Genomic DNA, 25,733 nt, shown 5'->3' with positions numbered 1-25,733 from the left:
GCTCAGACCTCTCCGTGTCGTCGGAGGAGCGGGAGCTGCTCCGCGAGCCAGGGGCTGAAGGCGAAGGGGGTGCGGATGACCGCGGCGAGCAGGTCGTCCACGTCGACCCATTCCCACTCCGCCACCTCGTCGGGATTCGCGGCGGGCTGCCCGTCGATCACGGCGACGTGCACCGGGCAGATCTCGTTCTCCACGATGCCGCTCGCGTCCACGGCGCGGTAGCGGTAGTCGGGGAGGGCGAGGCGGATCTCGGTCACCTGGATGCCCAGTTCGTCGGAGCCGCGCCGGCGCACCGCGTCGGTCATGTCCTCGCCGGGCTGCGGGTGCCCGCAGAAGCTGTTGGTCCAGACGCCGGGCCACGTGCGCTTGCCGAGGGCGCGACGGGTGACGAGCAGGCGTCCCTCCCGATCCTGCACGTAGCAGGAGAAGGCGAGGTGGAGGGGCGTGTCGGTCGTGTGGACTTCGCTCTTGGGCAGGATGCCGACGGCAGTCCCGTCTTCGGCGAGGAGTGTGACGTTGTCCATGGCGCCCTCTCGTCGTTTAGCTAACCTGGCGAAATATCAACTTAGCATGAAGCTGTTGGTGTGTAACATGATCGCATGCACTCCGAGCCCCGCACCACCCCGGTCGCCGAGGCGCCGGCGACCGCGGGGCCGGACGACCTGACCCATGGCGCGATCTACGACGTCGAGGCCAGCGATCCGCGCAGCACGCTCATCGACCGCTCCGGCGTCGCGCCGGAGGATCTGCGGCAGATCGCTCGCGTCATGGAGGCGCTCGGCGGATTGCGCGACGCCGAGCAGCGGCTGTCGCAGGCGTCGCGCCGGTACATGCAGCTGAACGAGACCGACATGCGGGCGCTGCACTATCTGATCGTGTGCGCGAATCGGTCGCTGGTGGCGACCCCCAGCGGGATCGCCCATCACCTCGGGGTCTCGACCGCAGCGACGACGAAGCTGCTCGACCGGCTCGAGAAGGGCGGGCACATCCGGCGCTCGCCGCATCCCACAGACCGACGGGCCCTCGCGATCACGATCACTCCGGAGACCAGGCACGCCGCGATGGAGACGGTCGGGCGGCAGCAGGCCAAGCGCTTCTACGCGGCCGCGCGGTTGTCGGCGGCGGAGCGCGATGTGGTGATCCGGTTCCTCCAGGACATGACGGAGGAGATCACCCTGCGTGACGAGCCGTGGGCCGCGCAGGGCGCACACGAAGATCCCGCCCGACCGTGAGGTGGGGCGGGACCGGATCAATGAGCGGCGCGGTACGCGTCCAGGATGGGGGCCGGAACTCGTCCCCGCTCCGAGAGCGTGTACCCGTTCTCCTTCGCCCAGGCGCGGATCGCCGCGACCTCGGGGTTGCGTGAGGGCCGCTTCCGCGACGAGGAGGAGGACGAGGAGCGCCCTCCGCCGGTGGACGCACCGGATCCCGCCCGACGCCCTGCCGTGATGTACGGCTCGAGGGCCTGGCGCAATTCCTCGGCGTGCGCGGAATTCAGATCGATCTCGTAGGAGGTGCCGTTCAGCGAGAAATGCACGGTCTCGCCCTCTCCGACCTCCAGGACGGTGCCGTCGATATCGTCGACCAGCTGGTGCACAATTCGTCTCGCCATGACGGCGACTTTATCGCGGCGGCGGGAATGCGCACAACAAAAGCCGCTCCTTCATGGCGCCGTATGACGCGGTCGCGGAGAATGCCCGATTCAGGGAAGCAGACCCGCGCGACGTGCTTTGGTCACGGCGGCATGCCGCGTCGACGCGTCCAATTTCGACATCGCGGTGCCGAGATAGGCCTTGACGGTGCCTTCCCGCAGACCGAGATGCGCGGCGATCTCCGCATTCGTCGATCCGAGGGCGGCGCACGCGAGCACGTCGGTCTCGCGCGGGGAGAGGTGGATGACCGGAACGGGGCCGGTCGTCGTCGGGAGGTCGTCGCCGGCGAGGGTCAGCAGTCGGCGCTCGACCTGCGCCAGCCGCGCGCGGATGCCGGCGTCGTCGACGGTGGCGGCGATGCTGCGCAGCTCCGCGAAGCTCTCCCGCAACTCCTCGCGCTGGGCCGGCGCGACGGCGGCGGGCGACGGGGACGCGGCCCGCAGACGGCGCTGCACCTCGTCACGGATGCGCAGCTCATCGGCGACGGATTGGGCGACCTGCATCGCCGGTGCCGTCGTCACGCCGCCGATCCTCTCCTCGGCCCAGGCGCCGGCATAGAGTACGCCGCGGGGGCGGCCCTGGACGACGATCGGCAGGGCGAGCAGTGTCCGCAGGCCTTCGCCGAGCACGAAGACGTCGTAGTCGTGGGTGATCTGGCGGGAGGAGCCGTAGTCGCTCGTCATCCGCGGGCGCAGCTCCATCATGGCGCGGCCGCCGAGACCGCGCTCGGGGCGCACGCGGAGCCCGTCGAGAGCGCGGGTGCGGGCCCCGACGATGCTCGTGACGCTCACGACGCCCTCTTCGATCAGCCCGCCGAAAGCGACGGGGAAGCGCGTGCGCCGCGCGAGCTCGCGCACCGCGTTGGCGACGAGCTCCGCCTCGGATTCGACGGTGATCGGAGAGCTCACGAATACCTACTTTCGGGGGTGACGGCACCGTTCCCCGTTTCGTAGCGTCGACCCTACCACTCGGGCGGCGACAGCCGCGCGTGCAGCGGACATGTGGCAAGGAGGCCCCATGAGCGAACAGGTTCCGACCCCTCAGAACGGTGCGATCGATTATGTCGCCGTCGAGCAATCCCCTCGATTCTTGAGATTGAAACGGACGCAGCGGTCCTTCATCTTCCCCCTCGCCGCGTTCTTCCTCGTGTGGTATTTCGTCTACGTGCTGCTGGCGGCATTCGCCCGCGATTTCATGGCGCAACGCGTCTGGGGGGATATCACCGTCGGGCTGCTCTTCGGGCTCGGTCAGTTCGTGACGACATTCGCCATCACGATGGCGTATGTCGCATTCGCGAATAGGAAGCTCGACCCCCTGGCGTCCGAGATCCGTGAAGAACTCGAGAAGGCGCAGGCGGACGCATGACCATCATCCGCACGGCTACCGAGGATGTCGCCCTCGACATCAACCCGGTGTTCAACATCTCGATCTTCCTCGCCTTCGTCGCGGTGACGTTGTTCATCGTGATCCGCGCCAGTCGGAACAACAAGACGGCCGCCGACTACTACGCGGCCGGTCGTTCCTTCACCGGGCCCCAGAACGGATTCGCGATCGCCGGCGACTACCTCTCCGCCGCGTCGTTCCTCGGCATCTGCGGTGCCATCGCGATCAACGGGTACGACGGATTCCTCTACTCCATCGGATTCCTCGTCGCCTGGCTGGTCGCGCTGCTGCTCGTGGCGGAGCTCATGCGCAACACCGGCAAATTCACAATGGCGGACGTGCTCTCGTTCCGCTTGAAGCAGCGTCCGGTGCGGATGGCGGCGGCGATCACCACGCTCGCGGTCTGCTTCTTCTACCTCCTCGCGCAGATGGCGGGGGCGGGCGGTCTCGTGTCCCTGCTGCTGGGGATCGACGGGCGCGTCGGGCAGTCGGTCGTCATCGCCGTCGTCGGCATCCTCATGATCGTCTACGTGCTCATCGGCGGCATGAAGGGCACCACCTGGGTGCAGATCGTCAAGGCGGTGCTCCTCATCGGCGGTGCCCTGGCGATGACGATCTGGGTCCTCGCGATCAACGGCTTCAGCCTGAACACCCTCCTGGAGGCCGCGGTGGCCAACTCCGACAAGGGCGAGGCGGTGCTGGCGCCCGGTCTGCAGTACGGCGCCAACCCGTGGGACTTCCTGTCGCTGGGCATGGCCCTCGTGCTCGGCACCGCGGGTCTGCCGCACGTGCTCATGCGCTTCTACACCGTGCCGACGGCCAAGGAGGCACGGCGGTCGGTGGTCTGGGCGATCTGGCTCATCGGCGGCTTCTACCTGCTGACCCTCGTGCTCGGGTACGGCGCCGGCGCCCTCGTCGGCGCCGACGTGATCGCCGCGGCACCCGGCGGGGTGAACTCGGCCGCCCCGCTGCTGGCGTTGAAGCTCGGCGGGCCGGTGCTCCTCGGTTTCATCTCCGCGGTGGCGTTCGCCACGATCCTCGCGGTCGTCGCCGGACTCACCATCACCGCAGCGGCGTCGTTCGCCCACGACATCTACGCGAACGTCATCCAGAAGGGGCGGAAGGACGCGTCGGGGAAGCCGGTCGAGCCCGATCCTAACGGCGAGGTCCGCGTGGCGCGTCGTACCGTGATCGTGATCGGCATCCTCGCGATCGTCGGAGGCATCGGGGCACAGGGGCAGAACATCGCCTTCCTCGTGGCGCTCGCTTTCGCGGTGGCGGCGTCGGCCAACCTGCCGACGATCCTCTACTCGCTGTTCTGGCGCCGGTTCACGACGCGGGGCGCGGTGTGGAGCATGTACGGCGGGCTCGGTTCGGCGATCATCCTCATCATCCTGTCGCCCGTGTTCTCCGGCACGCCGACGTCGATGATCCCCGGGATCGACATCGCCGTCTGGCCGTTGAACAACCCGGGCATCGTGTCCATACCGCTCGGGTTCGCGCTCGGCTGGCTCGGGACCGTCACCAGCACGCGGCGCGAGTCTCCCGAGCTGGCGGCCGAGATGGAGGTGCGCTCGCTCACCGGCTTCGGCGCGGAGAAGGCCGTCGACCACTGACGCGACCTCCTCGGGTGCGGGCCCGGCGGCCTACTCGCCGGGCCCGCACCCCAGGAGCGGGGTTCATCGCGACTCGAGGTCCAGCAGGAAGCGCTTCCGCTCCGGATGGCCGCCGTAGTGCCCCGCGGAGCCGTCGGATCGCACGACCCGGTGCACGGGCACGATGATCGAGAACGGCGTGAGGCGGCACGCCGTCCCGACGGCGCGCGCCGCCCCCGGGTGGCCGGCCAGCACCGCGACCTCCCCGTAGCTCAGGGTCTGGCCCCAGGGGATGTCGCACACGGTGTGCAGCGCGGCCCGGTGGAAACCCTCCACGAGACGCCAGTCGAGACGCAGATGCTCGTCGAAGCGCACGGGGTCGCCGTCGAAGTACGCGTCCAGGAGCGACACGAGCTCGTCGGCCGCGCCCGGGTCGGGCTCCGGGACGGCACCGAGCTGCCGCGAGACGCTTTCGAGCAGCCACGGCACCTGCGGGTCTGCGGACTCGGAGAGGTCGAAGCGCACGATGCCCTCGTCGGAGAAGACCGCGAGGGCGTCGCCGAAGGGCGTCGGAGCGAAGTCATAGCGGAAAGTCATGTCCCCATCCTGGCCGCCGAATCCGGGCGCAGAACGGCGCGAGACGGAGCGGTTCCGCGTTCGGTGGAGAACGGCAGCGCGCGGACACGAGGGGAGGAGTAGTCGGCGGAGCGCGGTGCCGGGCTGTTTTTCACCGGAAACCCGCCGTGGATACCGATCTCCGACGGTGTCGCGCCTAGGGTGTGAGTGTGTGGCGACGGGAAAGCAGGTCTGCGAACAGCACAGCGGTGGACAACGCTGTGTCCCTCGGTGACCTGCACGACTCGTCCACCGGAGTCGGGATCGCGCACGCCGCCGAGGCCGAGCGGACGCGCCTGCGGGCCGAAGCCGCCGATCTGGGCGGTCCTTCGCCGCTGAGCAGCTTCCGCGACGGGCCGGAATCCGGCATCGACATCTCCAAGGCGCACCCGGGCAGCCTGCCGCAGTTCATCACCGGCAAGTCGACGCTCCTCTCCAACCTCTTCCGCGACGAGGTGGGCCTGCGTACCGCGCGGCTGGCCGCCGAGCGCATCACGGCCAAGAACACCGAGCTGCGCACGGTCCGCGGCATCGAAGCCGTGCACCTCGCCGTCGGCGTCGCGCGGTGGCGCATCGGCGGGGCGACCTTCGCGGCCCCTGTCCTGCTGCGACCCCTCGCGATCCGCCGCCATCACACCGACTTCGAGCTCAAGCTGCAGGGGGCGTTCGAGGTGAATCCGGAGCTCGTCCGGGTCGCCCGCGAGCACTTCGGGCTGTCGCTCGACGCGACAGCCCTCGCGGCGCTCGCCTACGACGGCGGCATCTTCAAGCCGCAGCCGGTGATCGACAGCCTGCGCGGTCTGACCCGATCGATCGAGACGTTCTCCGTCGAGCCTCGACTCGTCGTCTCCACCTTCGCCGATGTCGCTGGCGCTATGGCCCAGGACGGCGGCACCCTCGACCACCCCGTGCTCAACGCCCTCGGCGGCCACGTCGGCGATCGCGAGCAGGTCACGGCACCGCGCGCCGTCCCGCACCACGTCGGTCCTGACGACCGCGCGCCCGCCTCGGACACGCTCCTCCTCGACGCGGATGCCGAGCAGGAGGCGGTGCTGGCCCGCATCACCGCCGGTCACTCCCTCACCGTGGCGACGCTGCCGGGCACCGGCGGCACGCAGACCGTCATCAACGCGCTGGGCGAGCTCGTCCGCGCCGGCAAGAAGGTGCTCGTCGTCTCGGCCCGCCGGTCGACGCTCGACGGCGTGCGCCACCGCCTCGCCGGCATCGGCCTCGACAGCCTCGCGGTGTCCCCGGCGAGCCTGCGCCGCGACCTCGTCCGTGCGATCGGCAGGAACGAGAAGGCGACCGCGCCCAAGGTGAGCGAGGTCGACGACGCGCTCGTGCGGCTGCGCACGGTGCTCCGCGACTATCGCGACGCTCTGACCGTTCCGATCCCCGGCCTCGACGCCTCCGTCCTGGACGCGACCAGGCACCTCACCCGTCTCGCGTCCCTGCCGGTCCCGCCGTCGACCACCGCCCGACTGAGCGTGGACGCCCTGCGCCGGCTCGCGAAGGATCGCACCGAGGCGGCCGCCGCACTGGCTCAGGCCGCACGGCTCGGCGAGTTCCGCGTCGGACCGAACGATTCACCCTGGTACGGCGTCACCTTCGGCAGCACCGAGGCCGCCCGCGCCGCCCACGAGCTCGCCGGGCGCCTCCATGCCGTCAGCGTGCCCGCCCTGCTGGAGCGCGGCTACGAGCTCATCGCGCAGACGCACATGCGGCCGTTCTCGACGATCGACGAGCTCGGCGACTACCTCGAGCTGCTGCAGGGCATCCGCGACACCCTCGACCGGTTCAGCCCGACGGTGTTCGAGCGTCCGCTCGGGGAGCTCATCCAGGCGCACGGCTCCCGCCGGGACGCACCCGGGATGTCCGGAGCGAACCGTCGCCGCCTCCGCCGCCTCGCCAAGGAGTACGTCCGCCCCGGCGTGCACGTGACGGAGATGCACGAGGCGCTGCTGCGCATCCAGACCCAGCGCACCCAGTGGCAGCGCTACGTCGACGCGGGCGTCGCGCCGGAGATCCCGCTCGGCCTCGCCGACGTGTTCGCCTCCTGGCAGCGGGTGGAGGCCGAGCTGGCCGAGCTGGACGCGGCACTCGGCCGCCGCGAACCGCTGTCCTCGCTGCCGGTCGCGCGACTCGTGCGCATGCTCGCGGGTCTCGCCGCGAAGTCCGACGTCTTCGAGAACCTCGTCGAGCGCGCGCAGCTGCGTGACAAGCTCGCCCTCCTCGGCCTGGAGCCGTTGCTGACCGAGCTCTCGGTTCGCCATGTCTCCGAAGCGCGGGTGGGGGACGAGCTCGAGTTCGCCTGGTGGCAGTCCCTCCTCGAGCGCGCGCTGCAGGACAACCGCGCGCTGCTCGGAGCGAACACCGCGGTGGTCGACCGCCTCGAGCGCGACTTCCGGCTGGTCGACGAGGCGCACGCGGCGATGGCGGGACCGCTGCTCGCCTGGCAGCTCGCGAACCAGTGGCGCATCGCCATCGTGGACGAGCCCGAGCAGTCGCAGAACCTGCGCCGCGCCCTGACGCAGTCCGCGACGACGGCCGCCGAGGTCGTCAGCGCCGCGCCGACCCTCGTCGACGTCCTGGCTCCGGTCTGGATCTCGTCGCCCTACCTCGTCCCGGAGATCCCGGACGCGGTGGAGTTCGACACCGTGCTCCTCGTCGACGCCGCGGCCATCAACCTCGCCGAGGCGGCCCCGGCGATCCGCCGTGCCCGGCAGGTCGTCGCCTTCGGAGACCCGGTCACGCAGCGGCCCTCTCCCTTCCGCATCGCGGTCGACCCCGCGGAGGACTGGGAGGAGGAGGTCCCGTTCGACGAGGTCTCCGTCTTCGAGCGGCTGTCCGAGCTGTTCCCCGTGATGACGCTGACCCGGAGCTACCGTGCCGGCGGTGAGGACCTCGCGGAGCTCATCAACGACGCGTTCTACGGCGGCGAGATCGTCTCCCTTCCGTGGGCGGGGTCGTACCTGGGCCGGGGCAGCCTCACCGTCGACTACGTCGAAGGGGGCACCGGGACGCCCGATCCCGTGTCCGGCGCCGTCGAGAGCCCGGACGCCGAGGTCGCCCGCGTCGTCACGCTCGTCGTCGAGCACGCCGTGCACCGCCCGACGGAGTCGCTCATGGTGGTCACCGCCAGCACCCGTCACGCGGAGCGCGTGCGGGCCGCCGTGACCGCCGCCTTCGCCGGCCGCTCCGACGTCGCCGACTTCGTCGCCCGCGACACCGCGGAGCCGTTCGCCGTGCTCACGCTCGAGGAGTCCGTCGCCGAGAGCCGCGACCGCGTCATCTTCTCGCTCGGCTTCGGACTCACCAAGCACGGCCGCGTCCTCAGCGACTTCGGCGACCTGTCGACGCCGGACGGCGAGCGGCTGCTGACCGTCGGGATGACCCGGGCGCGGCGCTCCATGGTGATCGTCTCGTCCATCCGCCCCTCGGCCTTCGACGACGGGCGTCTCGAGCACGGCGCAGCCACGCTCATGTCGATCCTCGGCGGTCTCGCGGCGCGCGCCCGCGATGCGCGCCTGGAGGATCTGGCCGACCCGCTCACGCTCGCACTGGCCAGGGAGCTCCGGCGTCTCGGCGCTTCCGTCGACGTCGACTACCGGGGGCTCCTGCCGCTCGTGGCGCAGCACAACGGCAAGGCCGTCGTGATCGAGTCCGATCCGGAGTCCCGGGGGGAGTCGCTGCGCGAGACGCTCCGGCTGCGCCCGCATGTGCTCCGCCGCCTCGGCTGGCACTACGTCCGCGTGCACGCGTTCGACCTCTACAGCGACCCGCGCACGGTGGCGTCCCGGATCGCGACGGTGCTCGGCATCTCGGAGTCGGCCCCGCGCGCGGAGAACGACACGCAGCCCCTCGACCTCGGCGACCACCGGAATGACTGACGGCCGTGACGAGCCGCGTCAGCGGGTCGTCCGGGTGCCGGGCTCCCGGCGGGCGCGTCTGACGCCCGTCGAGGGCAGCGACCCGGCGCCGGAGGTCCCGGGGGGTGAGACGCCGCGCCGGTCCGCCCCCGGCGATCGGAAGGGTCCCAACGACGACCAGCTCCTCCGCGACGTGCCTCCGCACTACTGAGGCGGCCGCACCCGGAACGAGAAAGACCCACGGCCCTCCGAGGAGAGCCGTGGGTCGTGAGCGCGGTGCGGTCAGACGCCGCGCGGACCCTGCTGGGTCTTGAGCAGATCGCGGATCTCGACGAGCAGCTCCGCCTCGGTCGCGGCGGCCGGCTCCTCCTCCGGCTCCTCGGCGGGCGTGCCCTTGCGTGCCTCGACGTGCGCCTTGAACGTGTTCATCGGCAGGACGAAGACGAAGTAGACGACCGCGGCGACCGCGAGGAAGCTGATGATCGCCGAGATGAGGTCGCCGATCGGGAACGTGACGGTCTCGCCGTAGATGTTCGGAACCTGGATGCCGAACTGCCCCGCGGCGTCCGCCTTGAGGAAGAGCGCGATGAGCGGGTTGATGATGCTGTTCACGACCGCTGTGACGATCGCCGTGAAGGCGGTGCCGATGACGACCGCGACGGCCAGATCGATGACGTTCCCGCGGAGCAGGAAGTCCTTGAAACCTTTGAGCATGGAAACCCCCAAGTCGACTGGGCCTCAGTTCGAGGCGGGAGTCGACGCAGCAGCCGGTTTGGCGCTCGTCGTCGAATCCGACTTCGATGATGCCGAAGCATCCTTCGAACCCCCGGATTTGGCGCGCGAGTCCGTGCGATAGAAGCCGGAGCCGTTGAAGGTCACGCCGATCGAGCCGTACTGCTTGCGCAGCGCGCCGCCGCACTCGGGGCAGACCGTGAGCGCGTCGTCGGAGAAGCTCTGGACGGCGTCGAACTGGTGCCCGCACGCGGTGCAGGCATAGGCGTAGGTGGGCATGGCGGTCCTTGCGGGTCAGCGTCGCCGAGGCGACAGATGCAGCGTCTGCGACGGGGTCACGATGCCGTCGACCGGCTGATCGTGCACCTCACGAGGCAGTTCGTCGAGTACCTCGGAATCATAGATCACCGCGTACACCGGAGGGCACTTCTCCATGGAGCCGATGGTCTTGTCGAAGTAGCCGCGGCCCCAGCCCATCCGCATCCCCGAGCGGTCGACGGCGGCGGCGGGGACGATCATGAGGTCGACGTCGTTCACGGCGATCGGCCCGAGCACCTCGCCGGTGGGCTCGGGCAGCCCGTACAGGCCTTCCGCGATCTCGTCGGTGTCGTCGGCGACCGCCCAGTCCAGCAGTCCGTCGGAGCGGGTGACCGGGAGGAGCACCCGGATCCCGCGGCGGACCGCGCGGGTGACGAACTCCCTGGTGCCCGGCTCCGTGGTGGTGGAGAGGAAGCAGGAGACGGAGCGGGCGCCGAGCTCGTCGACGAGGGCGTCCAGCCGTTCGCCGATCGCCGTGGCAGCGGCTTCGCGCTGGGGATCGGACAGCAGCTGACGCCGCTCGCGCAGCTCCGCGCGGAGGGCTCGCTTGGCGTGCTCGACGTCGTTAGCCATGGTCCGAGTCTAGGGCGGCCCCCACCGGTAGGCTGTGGGAATGGCTCACGAGAAGATCAAGGCTGTCATTCCCGCCGCCGGACTGGGGACACGATTCCTGCCCGCGACGAAGGCGATGCCGAAGGAGATGCTCCCCGTCGTCGACAAGCCGGCGATCCAGTACGTCGTCGAGGAGGCGGCGAACGCCGGGATCGAGGACATCCTCGTGATCATCGGGCGCAACAAGAACGCGATCTCCAACCACTTCGACTCCGTGCCGGAGCTCGAGGTGAAGCTCATGGAGAAGGGCGACACCGGTCGCCTGGAGCGCGTGATGAAGTCGAGCGACCTCGCCGACATCCACTTCGTCCGCCAGGGCGAGCCCAAGGGTCTCGGCCACGCCGTGCTCCGCGCTCGGACGCACGTCGGCGACAGCTCGTTCGCGGTGCTGCTCGGCGACGACCTCATCGACGAGCGCGACCCGCTGCTCACGGAGATGATCGCGGAGCACGAGCGCACCGGCGCCGCCGTCATCGCCCTCATGGAGGTCGACCCGGACAGCATCCACATGTACGGGGCCGCCGCCGTCGAGCCGATCGAGGGGTCGGACGCCGTTCGTGTCACGGGCCTCGTCGAGAAGCCCGCGAAGGAGGACGCCCCGTCCAACCTCGCGATCATCGGTCGCTACGTGCTCCCCGCGTCGGTCTTCGAGATCCTCGAGCGGACCGAGCCCGGCAAGGGCGGGGAGATCCAGCTCACGGATGCCCTGCAGGAGCTCGCGACGGCGGACGGCGGACCGGGCGTGGTCGGCGTCGTCTTCGGAGGCCGCCGCTACGACACCGGCGACCGCGTGGACTACATCAAGGCGATCGTGCAGCTCGCGGCCGACCGCGACGACCTGGGCTCGGAGCTGCGCCCCTGGCTCAAGGACTTCGCGGAGCGCCTCTAGGCGCCTCGCGGTCGTCGGAGGTGCGGCGTGGAGCTGTCGACGGGGATGCGGCACGGACCGGTCGAGCTGCGTCTGATCCGGACGAAGGACGCGCGGCCTCTGCAGCAGGAGCTGCTCGCGAACCGCGCGTGGCTGCAGCCGTGGGAGGCGACGATCCCGCACGGGGCGGTGTCCTTCGACATGCGGGTCAGCATCCGTCGGCTGCTCCAGCAGTACCGGGATGGCGGCGGCTACCCGTTCGTCATGGAGTACGACGGTGAGGTCGCCGGGCAGCTGAACGTCTGGGGCGTCGCTCGGGGCTCGCTGTGCTCGGCGACGATCGGGTACTGGGTGAGCGAGCGCTTCGCGGGGCGGGGGATCACCCCGACCGCGGTCGCGCTCGCGACCGACGCCTGCTTCACGGAGTACGGGCTGCATCGTATGGAGATCTGCATCCGGCCCGAGAACGCCGCGAGCCTTCGCGTGGTCCAGAAGCTCGGCTTCCGGTACGAGGGGCTGCGCCGGCGGTACATCCACATCGACGGGGACTGGCGCGACCACTACGCCTTCGCCCTCACGCAGGAGGAGGTTCCGCAGGGCGTGCTCGCCCGGTGGATCCACGGACAGGTGCCGCCGCACGCGGCGACGATCCCGCCGGCGGACCGCATCAGCCTCTGACATCGCCCGTTGCGGAAGGACACGCCGCGACACGCGCCCCGACTGCACGACGCGGCCGGTCCGCCGCCGTTACCGTTGTCCTATGGACGGGCCGGTGCTGAGCGGGGGAGTGATCGTGCTCGTCGCCGTGCTCCTGTGGATGCTGTACCTGCTGCCCTCCTGGCGCGGGCGCTTCCAGTACAACGCGGCCGAGCGGAACGCCGTGCGGCTCAATCAGGCGCTGCGGATCCTCGCCGAGACGAGCGAGACGCCCAGCGAGGTGCACATGGAGCTCAACGCCCGTACCGTCGTCGCGCAGCAGAAGCTCGCGAAGCGGCTGCAGGCCCAGCGGGAAGCCGCGGAGCTCGAGGCCCTCCGCCAGGAACTCGCCGCCACGCGGGCCGATCCCGTGATCCGTCGCGCACGGGCCCGCCGACGCGTGCGCCTGACGGCTACCGGCGCGCTCGTCCTCGGTCTCGTCGCTGTCGGTCTCGGCATCTGGCAGCTCCTGGCCACCGGGGGAGCGGTGCTCCTCTGGAGCGGTGGGGTGGCAGCCCTCATCGCCACCATCGTCCTGCAGCGGATGGCCGCGGTCGCTGTGCGCGCTGCCCGTCGTCCGCAGCCCGCGGCCGTCGAGACCATCGCGGAGAGGGTCGCTCCGGCCCTGCACGACCAGGGCCCCGCCACCTGGACCCCGCGCCAGCTCCCGGAGCCGATGGTGTCGGTCACGGGATCGCGCGCCCAGGCGGCTCGCGCCGAGATCGATGCGCAGGAGGAGCGCCGCAAGGCCGCTCGGGTCGCCGCGCTCCGTGCCCGCGCCGAGGAGATGGCGCCGGCAGCGCCCGTCAGCCTCCCGGCAGCGCCGGCGGCAGCGGCGGAATCCCCGTACGCCCGCATGGGCTTCGTCGACGACGCGGAGATCGAGGCGCACGTGCGCCAGCTCCTCCAGCGTCGGGCCGCCGGATGACCGTCGCGGTGAGCGCGGGTCTCCTTCGCTGACGCCTCCGTGCCGCTCCCGGCGAGCGGTTCCGGCCGTCTCGGCCGTACGGGCACACCGGAGACGCGCGCGAGTGTCGCTCCTCGCGTCCCGCCCGCTCTGGGCCGTAGAGTCGGGGGATGGGAACCATGCAGTACGGCTCCGGCAGCGAGATCCAGATCGAGGACCGCGCCCTGACCCATCTGAAGGTCGCGATCGCGACCAAACTCCGCCGGAACGAGAGCTTCACGCTCTCCTGGAAGCACCCCGACGGCGACGTGCCGGGACGTTCGACGATCTGGCTGCATCCGTCGATCCCGCTGCGCTTCACCTTCTCGGAGCCGGAGACGCCGGAGCTGAACGTCAAGTGGATCCAGGCCCTCATGGTCGAGGCGAGCTCGTCGGGAGGCATCAGCCTCGTGGACGAGGTCGTCGACGGTCCCGCCGACTGAGCGCCTCCGCTACTCGGCGGGGTACGCCTGCGCGGTGAGCTGCCGGGCGAGGTGCGCGGCGTTGCGGGTCGCGGTCGCGATCGCAGAGCTCACGGCCTCCGGCGTCTCATCGAGGTCCTTGTAGTCCACTGTCTGCATGGCCTCGCCGTTCCAGTACACGGAGGTCTGCGCGGGGATCGTGTAGCCGATGTCGTTCAGCGCCTGGAAGAGGATCGCGGAGATGTGGTGCGCGCCGTCCTCGTTCCCGAGGACACCGGCGATCGCGACCTTGTCGAAGAGGATCGGGCGGCCCTGCTCGTCCGTCTCGCTGAGCTCGGCGTCGAGGCGCTCCAGCACGCGCTGGGCGACGCTCGAGTGCTGTCCCATCCACGTCGGCGTGACGAACACGAGGATGTCGGCATCGAGGACGCGCTGACGCAGGGCCGGCCACTGGTCGCCGTCGCCCATGTCCTTCTCCACGCCGGGACGGATGTCGAGGTCGACGGCCCGGACGAGGTCACCCGTCACCCCGTGCTCGGCGAGGGCATCGAGCAGCTGACGCGCGAGCAGATCGGAGCTCGACGACGCGGGGGAGGGCTTGAGGGTGCAGGAGATCGCGAGGGCGGTGAGGGAGGTGTCCATGCTCCGACTCCACCAGAGATGCGGGCGGCGGCACAGGGCCTTTCCGGGTCCGGGCTATCCTGGTAGAGCACCGACGACAGGAGATCCCGTGATCCTCAGCTTCCTCTTCTTCATGATCATGTTCCTCGGAGGCTTCTGGCTGCTGGGGATCGCCCACGAGATGCCGGACACGCTCGCCGCGCTCACCTTCGTCGGCGGCATCCTGCTCGTCTCGCTGGCTCTCGGGTTCGCGATGCGCCAGCGCGGTTCGGCCACGCGTCGCTCCAAGAACTGGACCGGCAGCCCGACCGAGTGACCGCCGCGGGGCGGTGCCCCGCGCTCACCGTCGCTGGGCGAGCCTCGCTTCGAGGTTCGCCCGCACCGCCGGCCACTCCGGCTCGATGATGGAGTACTCCACGCTGTCGCGGAGTGCGCCGTTGCGATAGCGGCTCATGGCCCGCATCACACCGTCCTGCTTCGCGCCCAGTCGTTCGATCGCGGCGCGGGACTGGAAGTTCACCCACTGGGTCGTCAGCCCGACCCGGAAGACCCCCAGTGTCTCGAAGGCGTGGCGGAGGAGCAGCAGCTTCGACTCCGCATTGGTGCCCGTGCCATGAGCGGACGGCCGGTTCCAGGTGTATCCGATGTGCAGTCGGGGGACGTCGGCGACGATGTCGTAGTACGACGTCAGTCCCAGCACGCGTCCGGCGGCGTCGAAGGCCGTGAAGGGCACCATCTCGCCGGTGGCGACGAGGCTCAGGCGCCGGTCGACCTCGGCCGCGACGCCGTCGGGTGCCGGAACCGAGGTGTACCAGGCGGTCTTCCACAGGTCGCCCTCGGAGACTGCTTCGACGAGGCCGTCGACGTGCGACCGGTCGAGAGGGCGGAGCTCGACGAGATCGCCGGTGAGAGTGACGGGGGCGGGGGCGACGTGGAAGGCCATGGTGTCATTCAACCAGCGTCGGCCGCTGTGCCCGGCCCTCAGGCGGGGATGGCCAGGTGCTCGCGGCGCAGCACCCGCTGGAACGCGAGGACGATCTCGATCGTGACGTCGAGCTCGAAGGCCAGGCTGGCCAGATGTGTGCCGCGGAGCTGCTCCGCCGCTGCGTACGCCGCCGGCGTGATCAGGCGTCGCGCGGCCCACTCATCGGCCTGCCGCTCCTGTCGAGCCCGAAGGGCCGCCTGCCGCGTGGGCTGATGACCGAGGTGAGCGTGACCGAGCTCATGGGCGAGCACGCTGCGGGCGGTGCGCCTGCTCATCCCCGGGGCGAGCCGGATCGTGCGCGTGACGGGCTGGAAGCCCCCGAGGGTGAGACCGGTGCGTTCGATCACGCGGAGACCGAACTCGTCGGCCAGACGGAGAAGCTGCTGCATGGGCCTCCGTCCGGTCGGTGTCGTCTACTCGTAGAGGTCGTCGGTGTCCGTCTCGCGGGTGGATCCGGATTCGAAGGCGACCTCGCGGGCATTATCGCGTGGGGTGGCGACATCGGTGCGGCGCCGGAGGGGAGTGACGATCGCCGACATGCCGTCGGCGGCCAGACGCTCCTCAGCGCGGGCCACGAGGACGTGCGGCTCGACGCCGAGCGTGGCGCACACCGCGTAGACCACCGGCACGGGAATGGCGCGCTTGCCCGTGACGTAGTTGTCGAGGGCGCTCCGGGCGATGCCCACATCGCGCGCCATGGCGGCGATGCTGCTGCGTGCCGCCGCGATCTCCGCCCGCATCTGACGGCCGACCGCCTCGTTGAACTGCTCGGCTGGTGTCTTCATCCGGCTCACCTTAGCAGCGCACCGAGAGCAGGATGCCGTCATATTGGTAGCTGAGGGCTCTCTCTGTGTCCGTGCGTGGCGGTACCGTATGCGCATGGGGACAGAATTGCGTCATCTGATGGCATCGGCCGTGGAGGCCGCTCGCTTGCACGCCGGAGTGTCGTTCATCGAGCTCTCGGAGCAGACCGGGATCGCGCCGGCCGCGCTGGCCGACCTCCTCGAGGAGCGCGCGGACTTCACGATGGAGGATGTGGCGGGGATCGCGGGGGTGCTCGACGTCCCCGTCACGCGGCTGCTGCCCTGCGCGCCCTGAGATGATGCGCGCCCGCGCCTGGGACGGGGCGAGGCGATGAAGTAGCGTGGGCGCATGAAGACCGTACCCTTCGGATCGACGACCGCTCCGGCCCTGATCGCCGGGATGATGCGCATCGACAGCCTCGACGACGAGCAGATCCGCGGCCTGTATGCGACCGCACGGGATGCCGGGATCGACTTCTTCGACCACGCGGACATCTACGGCGGGGAGATGCACCACTGCGAAGCGCGATTCGCGGATGCTCTCCGGCTCAGCACCACGGAGCGGGACGAGATCGTGCTGCAGACCAAGTGCGGCATCGTGCCGGCGCAGGGCATGTTCGACTTCTCCTACGACCACATCGTCGGGCAGGTCGAGGGCTCGCTCGCGGCCCTCCGCACCGACCGCATCGACGTCCTCCTGCTGCACCGGCCGGACGCCCTCGTCGAGCCGGACGAGGTGGCTCGCGCCTTCGACCACCTCGAGTCCTCGGGCAAGGTGCGCGCGTTCGGGGTGTCGAACCACACCCCGTCGCAGATCGAGCTGCTGAAGACCGCGGTGCGGCAGCCCCTGGTCGCGAACCAGCTCCAGCTGTCCCTTACGCATGCGCCGATCATCGCGCAGCCGGTGGCGGCGAACATGGCGGGCCATGACCAGAGCATCGGGCGCGACGGCGGCGGCATCGTGGACTACTGCCGGATCCACGGCATCACCGTGCAGGCCTGGTCTCCGTACCAGAGCGGCTTCGGCGGCGGCGTCTTCCTCGGGCACCCGGACTACCCCGAGCTCAACGCCGTGATCGAGCGCCTGGCGGGAGTCCATGGAGTGACACCGACCGCGATCGCCACCGCCTGGATCACCCGGCACCCCGCCGGGATGCAGGTCGTGCTCGGCACTACGACACCGCACCGCGTGCAGGAGGCAGCGGCCGGAGTGGACGTCGTGCTCACCCGCCCGGAGTGGTACGAGCTCTTCCGCGCCGCCGGACACCTGCTGCCGTGAACCCTCGGGTCCCGTCCGTGCGTCGTCTACTCTGAACCCATGCCGTTCCTGTTCTCGCTCCTGGTCATCGCGCTGATGATCGGTGCGCTGATCGACATCATCACGCGCGACGACTCGCAGGTGAAGCACCTGCCGAAGATGGTCTGGATCATCATCGTGATCCTGCTGCCGTTGATCGGCAGCGCGCTGTGGTTCGCGCTCGGGCGGGAGTACGGGGAGGGTGGCGTTCCGCTCCCGCGGATGCGGCGCGCCGAGCGCCCCGCGGCCCCGACGACGACGGTCGCACGCCCCGCGCCGCCGGTCGACGTCCGGTCCACCGAGCAGCAGATCGCGGACCTCGACCGGGAGATCGAGGAGTGGCGGCTGCGCGAGGAGATCGAGAAGCGGCGTCGGGAACGGGGAGACGACGCTCTTCCGTCGTCCTAGCCGCCGAGCGGTGCGGCCTGCCAGGATGCCGTCATGAGCATCCTCGTGAACGTCGACAACTTCGCCCTCGCCGAGACCCACCGCATGATGCGCGACCTCCAGAAGGAGGCCGGGGGCGTGGACCGGTTCCTGCACAACCGGGCTCCGGCCGCGATCGACCGGCAGACCGTGATCCGGCTGAACCGCGACACGCTGTACAGCTTCGCGGTCCTCGACATCAGCGAGGGCGCGACGTTCAGCATCCCGGAGCACGGCGACCGTTACCTCTCGGCGATGGTCGTCAACGAGCACCACTATGTGGATGCGATCTTCCACGAGGCGGGCGAGCACACGCTGACGGAGGCGCAGTTCGGGACGCCGTACGTCGTGCTGGCCGTGCGCATCCTCGTGGACCCCGCGGACCCGGCGGATGTGGCGGAGGTGGGGGCGCTGCAGGACCGCATCGCGCTGCACAGCGGATCGGCCACGCCCTTCGCGATGCCGGACTACGACACCGTCAGCCTCGATGAGACCCGCCAGGCGCTGCTCGCGTTGGCCCGGAACCTGCGGGGTTTCGACCGCATGTTCGGCAGCGAGGACGAGGTCGACCCGGTGCGGCACCTCATCGGCACGGCGGCGGGCTGGGGAGGGCTTCCCTCATCCGAGGCGAGCTACATCGGCGTCGATCCGCGTCTGCCGGTGGGCCGCTACGAGCTCACGGTCGACGAGGTCCCCGTCGACGGCTTCTGGTCGATCTCGGTGTACAACGCCGACGGCTTCTTCGAGCCGAACGATCGCGAGGCCTACACGATCAACGACATCACCGGCGTCCGCAACGACGCCGGCACGATCACCGTCCGCTTCGGCGACCATCCGGAGGGCGTGCCGAACGTGCTCCCGATCACGGAGGGCTGGAACTACCTCGTCCGCCTCTACCGCCCCCGCCCCGAGGTGCTCGACGGCAGCTGGACGTTCCCGACGCTCCGGGAATCGGCTTGACCCTGACGCCGCGTGAGGCCCGATCGTGGAGGCATGACTGATCACTACAACGCTTTCGAGATGAGCCCGGTGCCGGCGCCGGGCCCCGACGCGGTCGCACCGGAGCTGTTCCGGGGCATCTACGGGATGCCCGCCTTCGTCACCATCCCTACGACGGACCTCGCCGCCTCGGTCGAGTTCTGGACGCGGGGCCTGGGCTTCTTCGAGCTCTTCGGGGTGCCGGGGCGGATCGTCCACCTCCGGCGGTGGGTCTTCCAGGATGTGCTGCTCGTGCCGGGCGAGACCGCACAGGAGACAGCACCCGGCCTGCGGGTCAGCTTCGCGTGCGTGCTCGGCCAGATCGAGCCGCTCGTGGCGGCCTGCCGGGCGTGGGGTCCCGGCACGGTCGGGGATCCGATCGACACGCCCTGGAACACCCGGGATGTGGAGATCGTGACCCCCGAGAACGTGCGCGTCGTCTTCACGGCGGCGAAGCCCTACGAGCCGGGGAGCGTCGAGGCGGCCACCCTCGCGGAGATGGGCATCCGTCCGCCCGCGGACACGGCGGAGATCGGAGGAGGAGTGGATGCCGGATGACAGCGGCGCCGCGGACCTGACCGTCGGTCGGGCCGCGGCGCTCGCCGGGGTGACGGTGCGGACGCTGCATCACTGGGACGACATCGGTCTAGCCCGTCCGTCCGCGCGTTCGGCGGCCGGATACCGGGTGTACACGGACGTCGATCAGGAGCGCCTGCGGCGCATCGTCGTCTATCGCGAACTCGGTCTCGGCCTCGAGGCGATCCGCCGGCTGCTGGACGATCCGGCCACCGACATCCTCACCGCGCTGCGCGCGCAGCAGGAGCAGCTCGCGGCCCGGATCGCACGCCTGACCGACCTGCAGGCTGAACTGGAGCGGATGGTGACCGCCCACGAGCGCGGCCTGATGCTGAGCGCGGGCGAGCAGCGCGCGGTGTTCGGGCCCGATTGGGACCCGTCCTGGCCGCTCGATGCGCGCCGCCGCTGGGGCGACACGGTGCAGTGGCAGCAGTACGCGGAGCGATCCGCGGCGCGCGATGCGGGGAATGGCAGGCGGTCGCGGACGCGATGCGGGAGTTCGAGTCCGCCCTCGCGACGGCCATGGATGCCGGTGTGGCTCCCGGGACGGCGGACGCCGATGCGCTCGTCGAGCGACACCGTGCGGTGTTCTCGGCCTACTTCCCGTTGAGCAGGGAGATGCAGGTCGTGCTCGGTCGGCTGTTCGTCGCCGACCCCGGCTATGCGGCGCACTACGACGGCATCCGCGCGGGGCTGGCGGAGTGGTTCCGCCGCAGCATCGAGGCCGAGGCCCGGCGTCATGGCATCGATCCGGAGTCAGCGGTCTGGCGGTGACCCCTCTGCGCCCGCCGGGTCAGGCCGCGTGCGTCCGGGGATTCGCGTCCGTGACGGCGAACGAGGCATGGACGGCCTCCTCGAGCTCCGGGTAGCGGAAGGTGAAGCCGGCGGCGGTGAGCTTCTCGGGGAGGACCCAGCGGCTCTTGAGCACGAGCTCGGTCTCGGTGCGGATGCCGATGGCGCCGAGCTCGAGCATCCAGCGCGGCATCGGCGGGCCGACCTTCGCCCCCAGCACGCGGCGCACGGTGGCCATGAAGGCGGCGTTGTCGACGGGGTGCGGCGAGGCGGCGTTGACCGGCCCGTCCAGAGCGGGGGTCTCTTCGAGGAACTCGATGATGCGCGCCACATCCTCGATGTGGATCCAGCTGAAGCGCTGCCGTCCGCGACGGGCGCCGGGGAGGTGTGCGGTGCCGGCGGCGCGGCGCGCGGGACCGACCGGCCAGAACCCGTCGTACTGGGGGCCGCCGAGGCCCAGCCGTGCGAGGGTGCGGAGCGGTTCCAGCACACCGCCGTCGCCGAGGACGATGGCGGTGCGGAGGGCCACACGGCGGGTGCCGGGGAGCGCGTCGGCGAAGAGGGCGCGCTCCCACGCCTTGGCGACCTCGACCGAGAAGCCCGTGCCGATCTCGCCGGAGGACTCCGTCATCGGCCGGTCCTCGGCGTGCCGGTAGATCGTGGCCGTCGAGGAGTTGATCCACAGCGGCGGCGGGGTGGCCGCGCGGGAGATGGCGCGGCTCAGGGCCGCGGTCGTGTCCAGGCGGGAGCGGAAGATCTCGGCACGGTTGCGCGGCGTGTAGCGGCAGTTCACGCTCGTGCCCGCGAGGCCGATCACGAGCGAGGCCCCGTCGACGGCGGCGTCGATGCCGTCCTGATCGCTCCAGGTGAGGTCGCTTCCCGAGCGGGAGATCGTGACGACCTCGCGCCCGGCATCCCGGAGTCGCGCCGTGAGGAATCGCCCCATGAACCCTGTGGCCCCGCCGATGACCGCCCGGTCCGTGCTCATGCGCTGTCGTCCTTCCGATCGGGTTCGAGGGCGTAGTCGAAGTTGCCCCGGTACTCGTAGAGGCGGCCGAGGAGCGGGGCGTCGACCGTCAGGCGCACCCGCTGACGACCGGCCTCGTCGTCCCAGCGCTCGACGAGCCGGACCACGGGAGCCACGATCCGCGGGATGCGGAGCCGGAAGTGCCCGAGACGGATGCCCACCGCGCGACTGGTCAGGTGCAGGGCGCCCGCGCGGGGCTCCACGGCGAAGCAGGCGACGACAAGCCCGGGCTCGCCGAGCTCGTCGACGATGCGGCCGTGCCGCGTCGGTGCCACGGCGTCGCGCATCACCCATGGCCCGCTCGCGAACAGAAAGGTGCGCTCGGCGATCGCACGGGAGGCGATGGTGCGGTTCTCGATGCGGAACGGCACGTCGCGTTCCCAACGTGCGGCGATCACCCCGCGCCGTTCGAGGCGGCGGAGGAGCGGCCATAGCACGCGTCGCGGCGTGCCGACGCGCTGGAACGTGCCTTCGCCGACGCCGACCATCCCGTCCGGGACCGCCTGGAAGTAAGTCCGAAGTCGGGGGTGAAGCTCGGCGAGGCGCTCGCCGAGGGCCCTCGCGTACGGGGACTGCGGCACGGGCGTCACGGTTCGAGCCTAGTCCGCGGAAGTGCCGTCCCGGCCCGCGCCGTCCGCCGGGCGGAGCAGACGGTCGAGGAGGGCGAGGGCCTCGTGCTGCGGAGCCGTGTCGTCCAGCAGCCACTGCGTCTGCAGGCCGTCCGAGGCCGCGACGACGAGGGCGGCGACCGCGAGGGGATCGACGTCGGCCCGGATGCGCCCGTCCGTCTGCTGCTCGCGGACCGTCTCGGCGATGTCGGCCCGCAGGCGGGCGAAGCGCTCGGTCGCGAAGGCGCGGGCGGCGGGATGGCCCTCCTCGAGCGCGCTGGCGACGAGCGTGGAGTACAGCTGCACCAGACCGGGGACCTCGCGGTTGGCTCTGGCCGACCGGATCATCCCCTCGACGGGGTTCGCGGGTTCCGGCTCGGTCTTGCGTCCCGGGGCGTTGCTCTCGACGTAGACCGCGACGAGCAGCTCCTCCAGCGACCCGAAGTAGTGGGTGAGGGCGGCATGCGTCACCCCCACCTCCTTCGCGATCGCCCGCAGACTCGTGCGGTCGGCGCCGCGGGCCGCGAACACCTCGATCGCGCGGTCCAGGATCTCCTGGCGGCGGGCGATGCCCTTGGCGTACGTCCCGCGGGGACGCGGGCGTCCGGAGTCGTCGGAGGGGGCGGCGGGCATGTCCCGAGTCTATCGACAAGAAACTTCCACCTGGAGGTATTCGGTGCTAGCGTGCGTGCAGGCGCCCAACGCCCGCCTGTCACCGACGACCGAGGAGCACGACCGATGACGATCCAGACCTCTCTGCAGCTGTTCACGATCCGCGAGCAGCTGGAGGCCGACCTCGAGGGCACGCTCGCCGCGGTGGCGGCGCGCGGGTTCACCGCGGTCGAGCCCTACGACTTCGTGCGCCGGGCGGACGACATGGCCGCCGCCGTGTCGGCCGCGGGACTGACCGCCCCGTCCGGGCATGCGTTCCTCGCGACCCCGACCTTCGTGCGCCCGGACGGCTCCGGCACCACGGCTCCCGTCCCTCCGCCCGCGGAGGTCTTCGCGGCCGCGAAGACGCTCGGCATGGACACGGTGATCGATCCCTACACCGAGCCGGCGCGCTGGGGATCGGTCGACCAGATCGTCGAGACCGCCCGGCTGCTCAACGAGGCGGCGGAGATCGGCGCGGAGGCCGGTGTCCGAGTCGGCTACCACAACCACGCGCATGAGCTGGAGGCGGTGTTCGACGGGGTGACCGGGCTGGAGATCCTCGCGGGGCACCTCGATGAGCGCGTCGTGCTGGAGGTCGACCTGTACTGGGTCGCCCGGGGCGGCGTCGACCCGGTGGCCCTCGTGGAGCGTCTCGGCGAGCGCGTGATCGCGGTGCACGCGAAGGACGGCACCCTCGACCCCGCGCTGCTGGACGCGTACCCGCCGGCCGATCAGGTGCCCGCGGGCGACGGGGCCGTGCCGCTCCGGGAGGCCATCGCCGCCGCGCCCGCGCTCGAACTCGCCATCGTGGAGTTCGACCACTACGACGGTGACCTGTTCGACGCCATCGAGCGCAGCCGGGTCTTCCTCGACGCCGAGGCCGCGCGCTGATGGTGCGCGGGGGTGGCGTCGTCGGCGTCGGCCTCATCGGCGCCGGAAACATCAGCGATCAATACCTGCAGAACCTCACGCGCTTCCCGGACGTGGTGGTGCGGGCGATCGGCGACCTCGTCGAGGAGCGGGCGCGCGCGCAGGCCGCGGCGTACGGGGTGCCGCGGGCCGGGGGTGTGGAGGTCGTGCTCGACGATCCCGACATCGACATCGTCGTGAACCTCACGATCCCGGCCGCGCACGTCGCCGTCTCGGAGGCGATCGTCGCCGCCGGGAAGCACGTGTGGACCGAGAAGCCGCTCGGCGTGGACCGCGAGGAGGCGCGACGCCTGCTGGAGACGGCCGCAGCGGCCGGACTCCGTGTCGGCGTCGCGCCCGACACCGTCCTCGGCCCCGGCGTGCAGACCGCGAAGCGCGCGATCGCCCGCGGCGACATCGGGCGTCCGCTGTTCGGTCAGACGACCTTCCAGTGGCAGGGACCGGAGATCTTCCACCCGAACCCCGCGTTCCTCTACGCGAAGGGGGCGGGGCCGCTCCTCGACATGGGGCCGTACTACGTCTCGACCCTGGTCCACGTCTTCGGGCCGGTGGCCGCCGTGGCCGCCCTCGGGCTGCAGGGGTCGCCGACCCGCCGCGTGCAGGTCGGCGACCGCGCCGGGGAGGAGTTCCCGGTCGAGATCCCGTCCACGCTCAGCGTCCTGATGGACTTCGAAGGCGGCGGTCAGGCGCAGAGCCTCTACAGCACGGACTCGCCGCTGGTGCGGCAGGGCATCGTGGAGATCACGGGAACCGAGGGCACCCTCGTCATCCCCGACCCGAACACGTTCGGCGGGCCGATCACGATCACCCGGCCGCTGTCCCGGCACTTCGTGCCACCGGAGCCGGTGGTGCAGGAGGTCGTCGATGTCGCGCCGGAGGGGGTGCTCGCGGGGCGCGGGCTCGGGCTGCTCGACATGGTGCGCGCGATCGCGGAGGACCGACCGCACGTCGCCACCGGCGACGTCGGGTACCACGTGCTCGACACGCTCCTCTCGATCGAGGAGGCCGCAGCGCGGCGCACGTTCGTGGAGGTCGCGAGCACGCTGGATCAGGTGGGCGCGCTGCCCGCCGACTTCGATCCCTTCGCGGCGACGTAGCGGTCCACGTTCGCGGGGGAGAGCACCTCGCGGGCGACCATGATCGCCGCCCCCAGCACCGCGGCGCGGTCGCCCGCCTGCGACTGCACGATCGCGAGGTGCTGGGTGGCGAGCGGGATCGAGCGGCGGTAGACGACCTCGCGGACGCCGGCGAGCAGGTGCTCTCCCGCGCGGGCGATGCTGCCCCCGAGCACGATGATCGACGGGTTGAGCAGGTTCACGACCGTCGCGAGCACTTCGCCGACATCGCGACCCGCCTGGCGGGTGGCCTCGATGGCCGCCGCATTGCCGGCGCGGACGAGGTCGACGACGTCGGAGGCGCTGTGCACGTCGTGGCCTTCGGCGCGCAGCGCGACGGCGAGGGCCGAGCCGCTCGCGAGGGCCTCGAGATCCCGTTCGTCGCCCGGCTCCCGCCCCGAGCCGGCGCTCATCGGCACCTGGACGTGGCCCATGTCGCCCGCCGATCCCTGGGCACCGCGCTGGAGCTGACCACCGGCGATGATGCCGGCGCCGATGCCGGTCGAGACCTTCACGAACACGAGGTCGTCCACCCGCGGCCAGCTCGTGGCCTGCTCGCCGAGCGCGAGGATGTTCACATCGTTGTCGACGAGGACCGGGACGTCGAACGTGCGCTGCACATAGCCGGGGACGTCGAAGCGGTCCCAGCCCGGCATGATCGGCGGGTTGGTCGGGCGCCCCGTGGAGTGCTCGACGGGGCCGGGGACGCCGATGCCGACGCCCACGAGGGGAAGGCCCTCGGCGGTCGCGGCGAGCAGGGCCGTCCCCTCCGTGAGGATCGCGTCGAGGAGGGCCTCCGGTCCGTCGCCGATGTCGATCGCGCGGGTGCGCGCGTCGAGGATCACGCCGGCGAGGTCGGCCACGGCGACGGTCGCGTGCGTGGCTCCGAGGTCGACCGCGAGGACGAGTCCGGCGCGGGGGTTGAACGCCACGCGGGCGGGAGGACGACCGCCGGTCGACACCGCTTCACCGGCGGGGCGGAGCAGGTCGGCGGCCAGCAGCGCGTCGACCCGGGAGGCGACGGTGGAGCGGGCGAGGCCGGTGAGGGCGGCGAGCTCCGCCTTGGTGCGCGCGTGCCCGTCGCGGAGGATCTGGAAGATCTCGCCGGTCCCGGGGGAGGGCGTCGCGAGCGGCCTCAGCACGTCAACCATGGCGTCAGTAAAGCACAGCACTTCTCGCAGTCGGCTGTGCGACTTCAGATTCGTTACAAACA

33 protein-coding genes and 1 pseudogene are annotated in these 25,733 nt (G+C 70.9%); 19 read left to right on the top strand and 15 right to left on the bottom strand.

Going from position 1 to position 25,733, the window contains the following annotated elements; all coding sequences use genetic code 11:
• Positions 1–2 precede the first annotated feature (2 nt).
• Positions 3–524 carry an isopentenyl-diphosphate Delta-isomerase gene (gene idi, locus AB0300_RS01170; protein WP_025105546.1) on the bottom strand — a complete coding sequence of 174 codons (522 nt, stop codon included), beginning with the start codon at positions 522–524 and terminating at the stop codon, positions 3–5.
• A 75-nt stretch (positions 525–599) separates the two neighbouring features.
• Between idi and AB0300_RS01165 the strand changes: the two genes are divergently transcribed.
• Positions 600–1,232 carry a MarR family transcriptional regulator gene (locus AB0300_RS01165; protein WP_025105547.1) on the top strand — a complete coding sequence of 211 codons (633 nt, stop codon included), beginning with the start codon at positions 600–602 and terminating at the stop codon, positions 1,230–1,232.
• A 17-nt stretch (positions 1,233–1,249) separates the two neighbouring features.
• On the opposite strand, the gene AB0300_RS01160 is transcribed toward AB0300_RS01165, so the two are convergent.
• Together AB0300_RS01160 and AB0300_RS01155 are read right to left on the bottom strand one after the other, a co-directional pair.
• A complete protein-coding gene (locus tag AB0300_RS01160) occupies positions 1,250–1,612 on the bottom strand; it encodes an Lsr2 family protein (RefSeq protein WP_025105548.1) in 363 nt (120 codons plus the stop codon).
• Between the two features lie 90 nt (positions 1,613–1,702).
• Positions 1,703–2,560, bottom strand: a complete 858-nt coding sequence (locus AB0300_RS01155; protein WP_025105549.1) for a LuxR C-terminal-related transcriptional regulator — start codon at positions 2,558–2,560, stop codon at positions 1,703–1,705.
• A gap of 109 nt (positions 2,561–2,669) precedes the next feature.
• Between AB0300_RS01155 and AB0300_RS01150 the strand changes: the two genes are divergently transcribed.
• Positions 2,670–3,017: a DUF485 domain-containing protein gene (locus AB0300_RS01150; protein WP_060921784.1), complete on the top strand. Its 348-nt coding sequence runs from the start codon at positions 2,670–2,672 to the stop codon at positions 3,015–3,017.
• Complete coding sequence (locus AB0300_RS01145) at positions 3,014–4,651, top strand: cation acetate symporter (RefSeq protein WP_085606176.1); 1,638 nt, start codon at positions 3,014–3,016, stop codon at positions 4,649–4,651. Before AB0300_RS01150 ends, AB0300_RS01145 begins: the two co-directional genes overlap by 4 nt.
• A 63-nt stretch (positions 4,652–4,714) precedes the next feature.
• On the opposite strand, the gene AB0300_RS01140 is transcribed toward AB0300_RS01145, so the two are convergent.
• Positions 4,715–5,227, bottom strand: coding sequence for a methylated-DNA--[protein]-cysteine S-methyltransferase (locus AB0300_RS01140; protein ID WP_366215317.1), 513 nt, complete (start codon positions 5,225–5,227; stop codon positions 4,715–4,717).
• A gap of 227 nt (positions 5,228–5,454) precedes the next feature.
• Here AB0300_RS01140 and AB0300_RS01135 point away from each other — a divergent pair, with 227 nt between their 5' ends.
• A complete protein-coding gene (locus AB0300_RS01135) occupies positions 5,455–9,135 on the top strand; it encodes an AAA family ATPase (protein ID WP_366215316.1) in 3,681 nt (1,226 codons plus the stop codon).
• Positions 9,128–9,325 (top strand): hypothetical protein, encoded by a 198-nt coding sequence (locus AB0300_RS01130; protein WP_025105554.1) that lies wholly within the window; start codon positions 9,128–9,130, stop codon positions 9,323–9,325. The genes AB0300_RS01135 and AB0300_RS01130 overlap by 8 nt, the downstream gene beginning before the upstream one ends.
• Before the next feature lie 71 nt (positions 9,326–9,396).
• Here the strand turns inward: AB0300_RS01130 and mscL are convergent, their stop codons facing one another.
• From mscL to AB0300_RS01115, 3 genes are read right to left on the bottom strand one after another with little or no spacing between them, the layout of a single operon-like run.
• Positions 9,397–9,828, bottom strand: a complete 432-nt coding sequence (gene mscL, locus AB0300_RS01125) for a large conductance mechanosensitive channel protein MscL (RefSeq protein WP_025105555.1) — start codon at positions 9,826–9,828, stop codon at positions 9,397–9,399.
• A 24-nt stretch (positions 9,829–9,852) separates the two neighbouring features.
• Positions 9,853–10,125 (bottom strand): FmdB family zinc ribbon protein, encoded by a 273-nt coding sequence (locus tag AB0300_RS01120; RefSeq protein ID WP_025105556.1) that lies wholly within the window; start codon positions 10,123–10,125, stop codon positions 9,853–9,855.
• Positions 10,126–10,140: 15 nt separating this feature from the next.
• Entirely contained in the window at positions 10,141–10,737 is a 597-nt protein-coding gene (locus AB0300_RS01115; RefSeq protein WP_025105557.1) for a 5-formyltetrahydrofolate cyclo-ligase, read from the bottom strand.
• 40 nt (positions 10,738–10,777) lie between these two features.
• Between AB0300_RS01115 and galU the strand changes: the two genes are divergently transcribed.
• From galU to AB0300_RS01095, 4 genes are all read left to right on the top strand, one after another.
• The gene (gene galU / locus AB0300_RS01110) at positions 10,778–11,665 is read left to right on the top strand and encodes a UTP--glucose-1-phosphate uridylyltransferase GalU (protein ID WP_060921777.1); all 888 of its coding nucleotides are present in this window, start codon (positions 10,778–10,780) and stop codon (positions 11,663–11,665) included.
• 45 nt (positions 11,666–11,710) lie between these two features.
• Positions 11,711–12,322 carry a GNAT family protein gene (locus tag AB0300_RS01105; RefSeq protein WP_060921801.1) on the top strand — a complete coding sequence of 204 codons (612 nt, stop codon included), beginning with the start codon at positions 11,711–11,713 and terminating at the stop codon, positions 12,320–12,322.
• An 82-nt stretch (positions 12,323–12,404) separates the two neighbouring features.
• On the top strand, positions 12,405–13,268 hold the full coding sequence (locus AB0300_RS01100; RefSeq protein WP_366215315.1) for a hypothetical protein: 864 nt from the start codon (positions 12,405–12,407) through the stop codon (positions 13,266–13,268).
• A gap of 149 nt (positions 13,269–13,417) precedes the next feature.
• On the top strand, positions 13,418–13,729 hold the full coding sequence (locus AB0300_RS01095) for a hypothetical protein (RefSeq protein WP_366215314.1): 312 nt from the start codon (positions 13,418–13,420) through the stop codon (positions 13,727–13,729).
• Positions 13,730–13,738: 9 nt separating this feature from the next.
• Here AB0300_RS01095 and AB0300_RS01090 read toward each other — a convergent pair whose 3' ends face one another.
• Entirely contained in the window at positions 13,739–14,350 is a 612-nt protein-coding gene (locus tag AB0300_RS01090) for an NAD(P)H-dependent oxidoreductase (RefSeq protein ID WP_303709407.1), read from the bottom strand.
• A gap of 88 nt (positions 14,351–14,438) precedes the next feature.
• Here AB0300_RS01090 and AB0300_RS01085 point away from each other — a divergent pair, with 88 nt between their 5' ends.
• Entirely contained in the window at positions 14,439–14,645 is a 207-nt protein-coding gene (locus AB0300_RS01085) for a hypothetical protein (RefSeq protein WP_025105563.1), read from the top strand.
• Between the two features lie 24 nt (positions 14,646–14,669).
• On the opposite strand, the gene AB0300_RS01080 is transcribed toward AB0300_RS01085, so the two are convergent.
• The 3 genes from AB0300_RS01080 to AB0300_RS01070 are packed head-to-tail and all read right to left on the bottom strand — an operon-like array spanning position 14,670 to position 16,099.
• Entirely contained in the window at positions 14,670–15,272 is a 603-nt protein-coding gene (locus tag AB0300_RS01080) for a GNAT family protein (RefSeq protein ID WP_366215313.1), read from the bottom strand.
• Between the two features lie 38 nt (positions 15,273–15,310).
• The gene (locus tag AB0300_RS01075; protein WP_366215312.1) at positions 15,311–15,703 is read right to left on the bottom strand and encodes an ImmA/IrrE family metallo-endopeptidase; all 393 of its coding nucleotides are present in this window, start codon (positions 15,701–15,703) and stop codon (positions 15,311–15,313) included.
• Positions 15,704–15,727: 24 nt separating this feature from the next.
• A complete protein-coding gene (locus tag AB0300_RS01070) occupies positions 15,728–16,099 on the bottom strand; it encodes a helix-turn-helix domain-containing protein (RefSeq protein ID WP_231729480.1) in 372 nt (123 codons plus the stop codon).
• A gap of 94 nt (positions 16,100–16,193) precedes the next feature.
• On the opposite strand from AB0300_RS01070, the gene AB0300_RS01065 reads away from it, so the two are divergent.
• The 7 genes and pseudogenes from AB0300_RS01065 to AB0300_RS01035 all read left to right on the top strand — a co-directional run bounded on the left by AB0300_RS01065 (position 16,194) and on the right by AB0300_RS01035 (position 20,168).
• Positions 16,194–16,412 carry a helix-turn-helix transcriptional regulator gene (locus tag AB0300_RS01065; RefSeq protein WP_366215311.1) on the top strand — a complete coding sequence of 73 codons (219 nt, stop codon included), beginning with the start codon at positions 16,194–16,196 and terminating at the stop codon, positions 16,410–16,412.
• 54 nt (positions 16,413–16,466) lie between these two features.
• A complete protein-coding gene (locus AB0300_RS01060; RefSeq protein ID WP_025105567.1) occupies positions 16,467–17,396 on the top strand; it encodes an aldo/keto reductase family oxidoreductase in 930 nt (309 codons plus the stop codon).
• Between the two features lie 39 nt (positions 17,397–17,435).
• On the top strand, positions 17,436–17,822 hold the full coding sequence (locus tag AB0300_RS01055; protein ID WP_025105568.1) for a PLDc N-terminal domain-containing protein: 387 nt from the start codon (positions 17,436–17,438) through the stop codon (positions 17,820–17,822).
• Positions 17,823–17,855: 33 nt separating this feature from the next.
• Positions 17,856–18,800, top strand: coding sequence for a DUF1214 domain-containing protein (locus AB0300_RS01050; protein WP_366215310.1), 945 nt, complete (start codon positions 17,856–17,858; stop codon positions 18,798–18,800).
• Positions 18,801–18,833: 33 nt separating this feature from the next.
• On the top strand, positions 18,834–19,376 hold the full coding sequence (locus tag AB0300_RS01045) for a VOC family protein (protein WP_025105570.1): 543 nt from the start codon (positions 18,834–18,836) through the stop codon (positions 19,374–19,376).
• A pseudogene (locus tag AB0300_RS01040) lies at positions 19,366–19,635 on the top strand (MerR family transcriptional regulator); the annotation flags it as partial. The gene AB0300_RS01045 and the pseudogene AB0300_RS01040, both read left to right, overlap by 11 nt.
• Positions 19,636–19,883: 248 nt before the next feature.
• Positions 19,884–20,168 carry a TipAS antibiotic-recognition domain-containing protein gene (locus AB0300_RS01035; protein WP_366215309.1) on the top strand — a complete coding sequence of 95 codons (285 nt, stop codon included), beginning with the start codon at positions 19,884–19,886 and terminating at the stop codon, positions 20,166–20,168.
• A 19-nt stretch (positions 20,169–20,187) separates the two neighbouring features.
• Here the strand turns inward: AB0300_RS01035 and AB0300_RS01030 are convergent, their stop codons facing one another.
• Genes AB0300_RS01030 through AB0300_RS01020 form a run of 3 tightly spaced genes read right to left on the bottom strand, consistent with a single transcriptional unit; the run spans position 20,188 to position 22,454 of the window.
• Complete coding sequence (locus AB0300_RS01030) at positions 20,188–21,174, bottom strand: DUF1731 domain-containing protein (RefSeq protein ID WP_366215308.1); 987 nt, start codon at positions 21,172–21,174, stop codon at positions 20,188–20,190.
• Positions 21,171–21,803 carry a DUF4166 domain-containing protein gene (locus tag AB0300_RS01025; RefSeq protein WP_315105006.1) on the bottom strand — a complete coding sequence of 211 codons (633 nt, stop codon included), beginning with the start codon at positions 21,801–21,803 and terminating at the stop codon, positions 21,171–21,173. Before AB0300_RS01025 ends, AB0300_RS01030 begins: the two co-directional genes overlap by 4 nt.
• 9 nt (positions 21,804–21,812) lie before the next feature.
• Positions 21,813–22,454: a TetR/AcrR family transcriptional regulator gene (locus AB0300_RS01020; protein WP_126893344.1), complete on the bottom strand. Its 642-nt coding sequence runs from the start codon at positions 22,452–22,454 to the stop codon at positions 21,813–21,815.
• 105 nt (positions 22,455–22,559) lie between these two features.
• Between AB0300_RS01020 and AB0300_RS01015 the strand changes: the two genes are divergently transcribed.
• Both AB0300_RS01015 and AB0300_RS01010 read left to right on the top strand, forming a co-directional pair.
• Positions 22,560–23,366, top strand: coding sequence for a sugar phosphate isomerase/epimerase (locus tag AB0300_RS01015; RefSeq protein ID WP_029990100.1), 807 nt, complete (start codon positions 22,560–22,562; stop codon positions 23,364–23,366).
• Positions 23,366–24,502, top strand: a complete 1,137-nt coding sequence (locus tag AB0300_RS01010; protein WP_366215307.1) for a Gfo/Idh/MocA family oxidoreductase — start codon at positions 23,366–23,368, stop codon at positions 24,500–24,502. The genes AB0300_RS01015 and AB0300_RS01010 overlap by 1 nt, the downstream gene beginning before the upstream one ends.
• Here the strand turns inward: AB0300_RS01010 and AB0300_RS01005 are convergent.
• Positions 24,454–25,671 carry an ROK family protein gene (locus AB0300_RS01005; protein ID WP_366215306.1) on the bottom strand — a complete coding sequence of 406 codons (1,218 nt, stop codon included), beginning with the start codon at positions 25,669–25,671 and terminating at the stop codon, positions 24,454–24,456. The two genes, AB0300_RS01010 and AB0300_RS01005, sit on opposite strands and share 49 nt — an antisense overlap.
• Between the last annotated feature and the right edge of the window lie 62 nt (positions 25,672–25,733).

The sequence above is a fragment of the Microbacterium sp. NPDC078814 genome (assembly GCF_040702645.1).
In the GTDB taxonomy this organism is placed as follows: domain Bacteria; phylum Actinomycetota; class Actinomycetes; order Actinomycetales; family Microbacteriaceae; genus Microbacterium.
The sequence above is the reverse complement of the archived record's forward strand: the minus strand, read 5'-3'. Positions and strand labels throughout refer to the sequence as shown.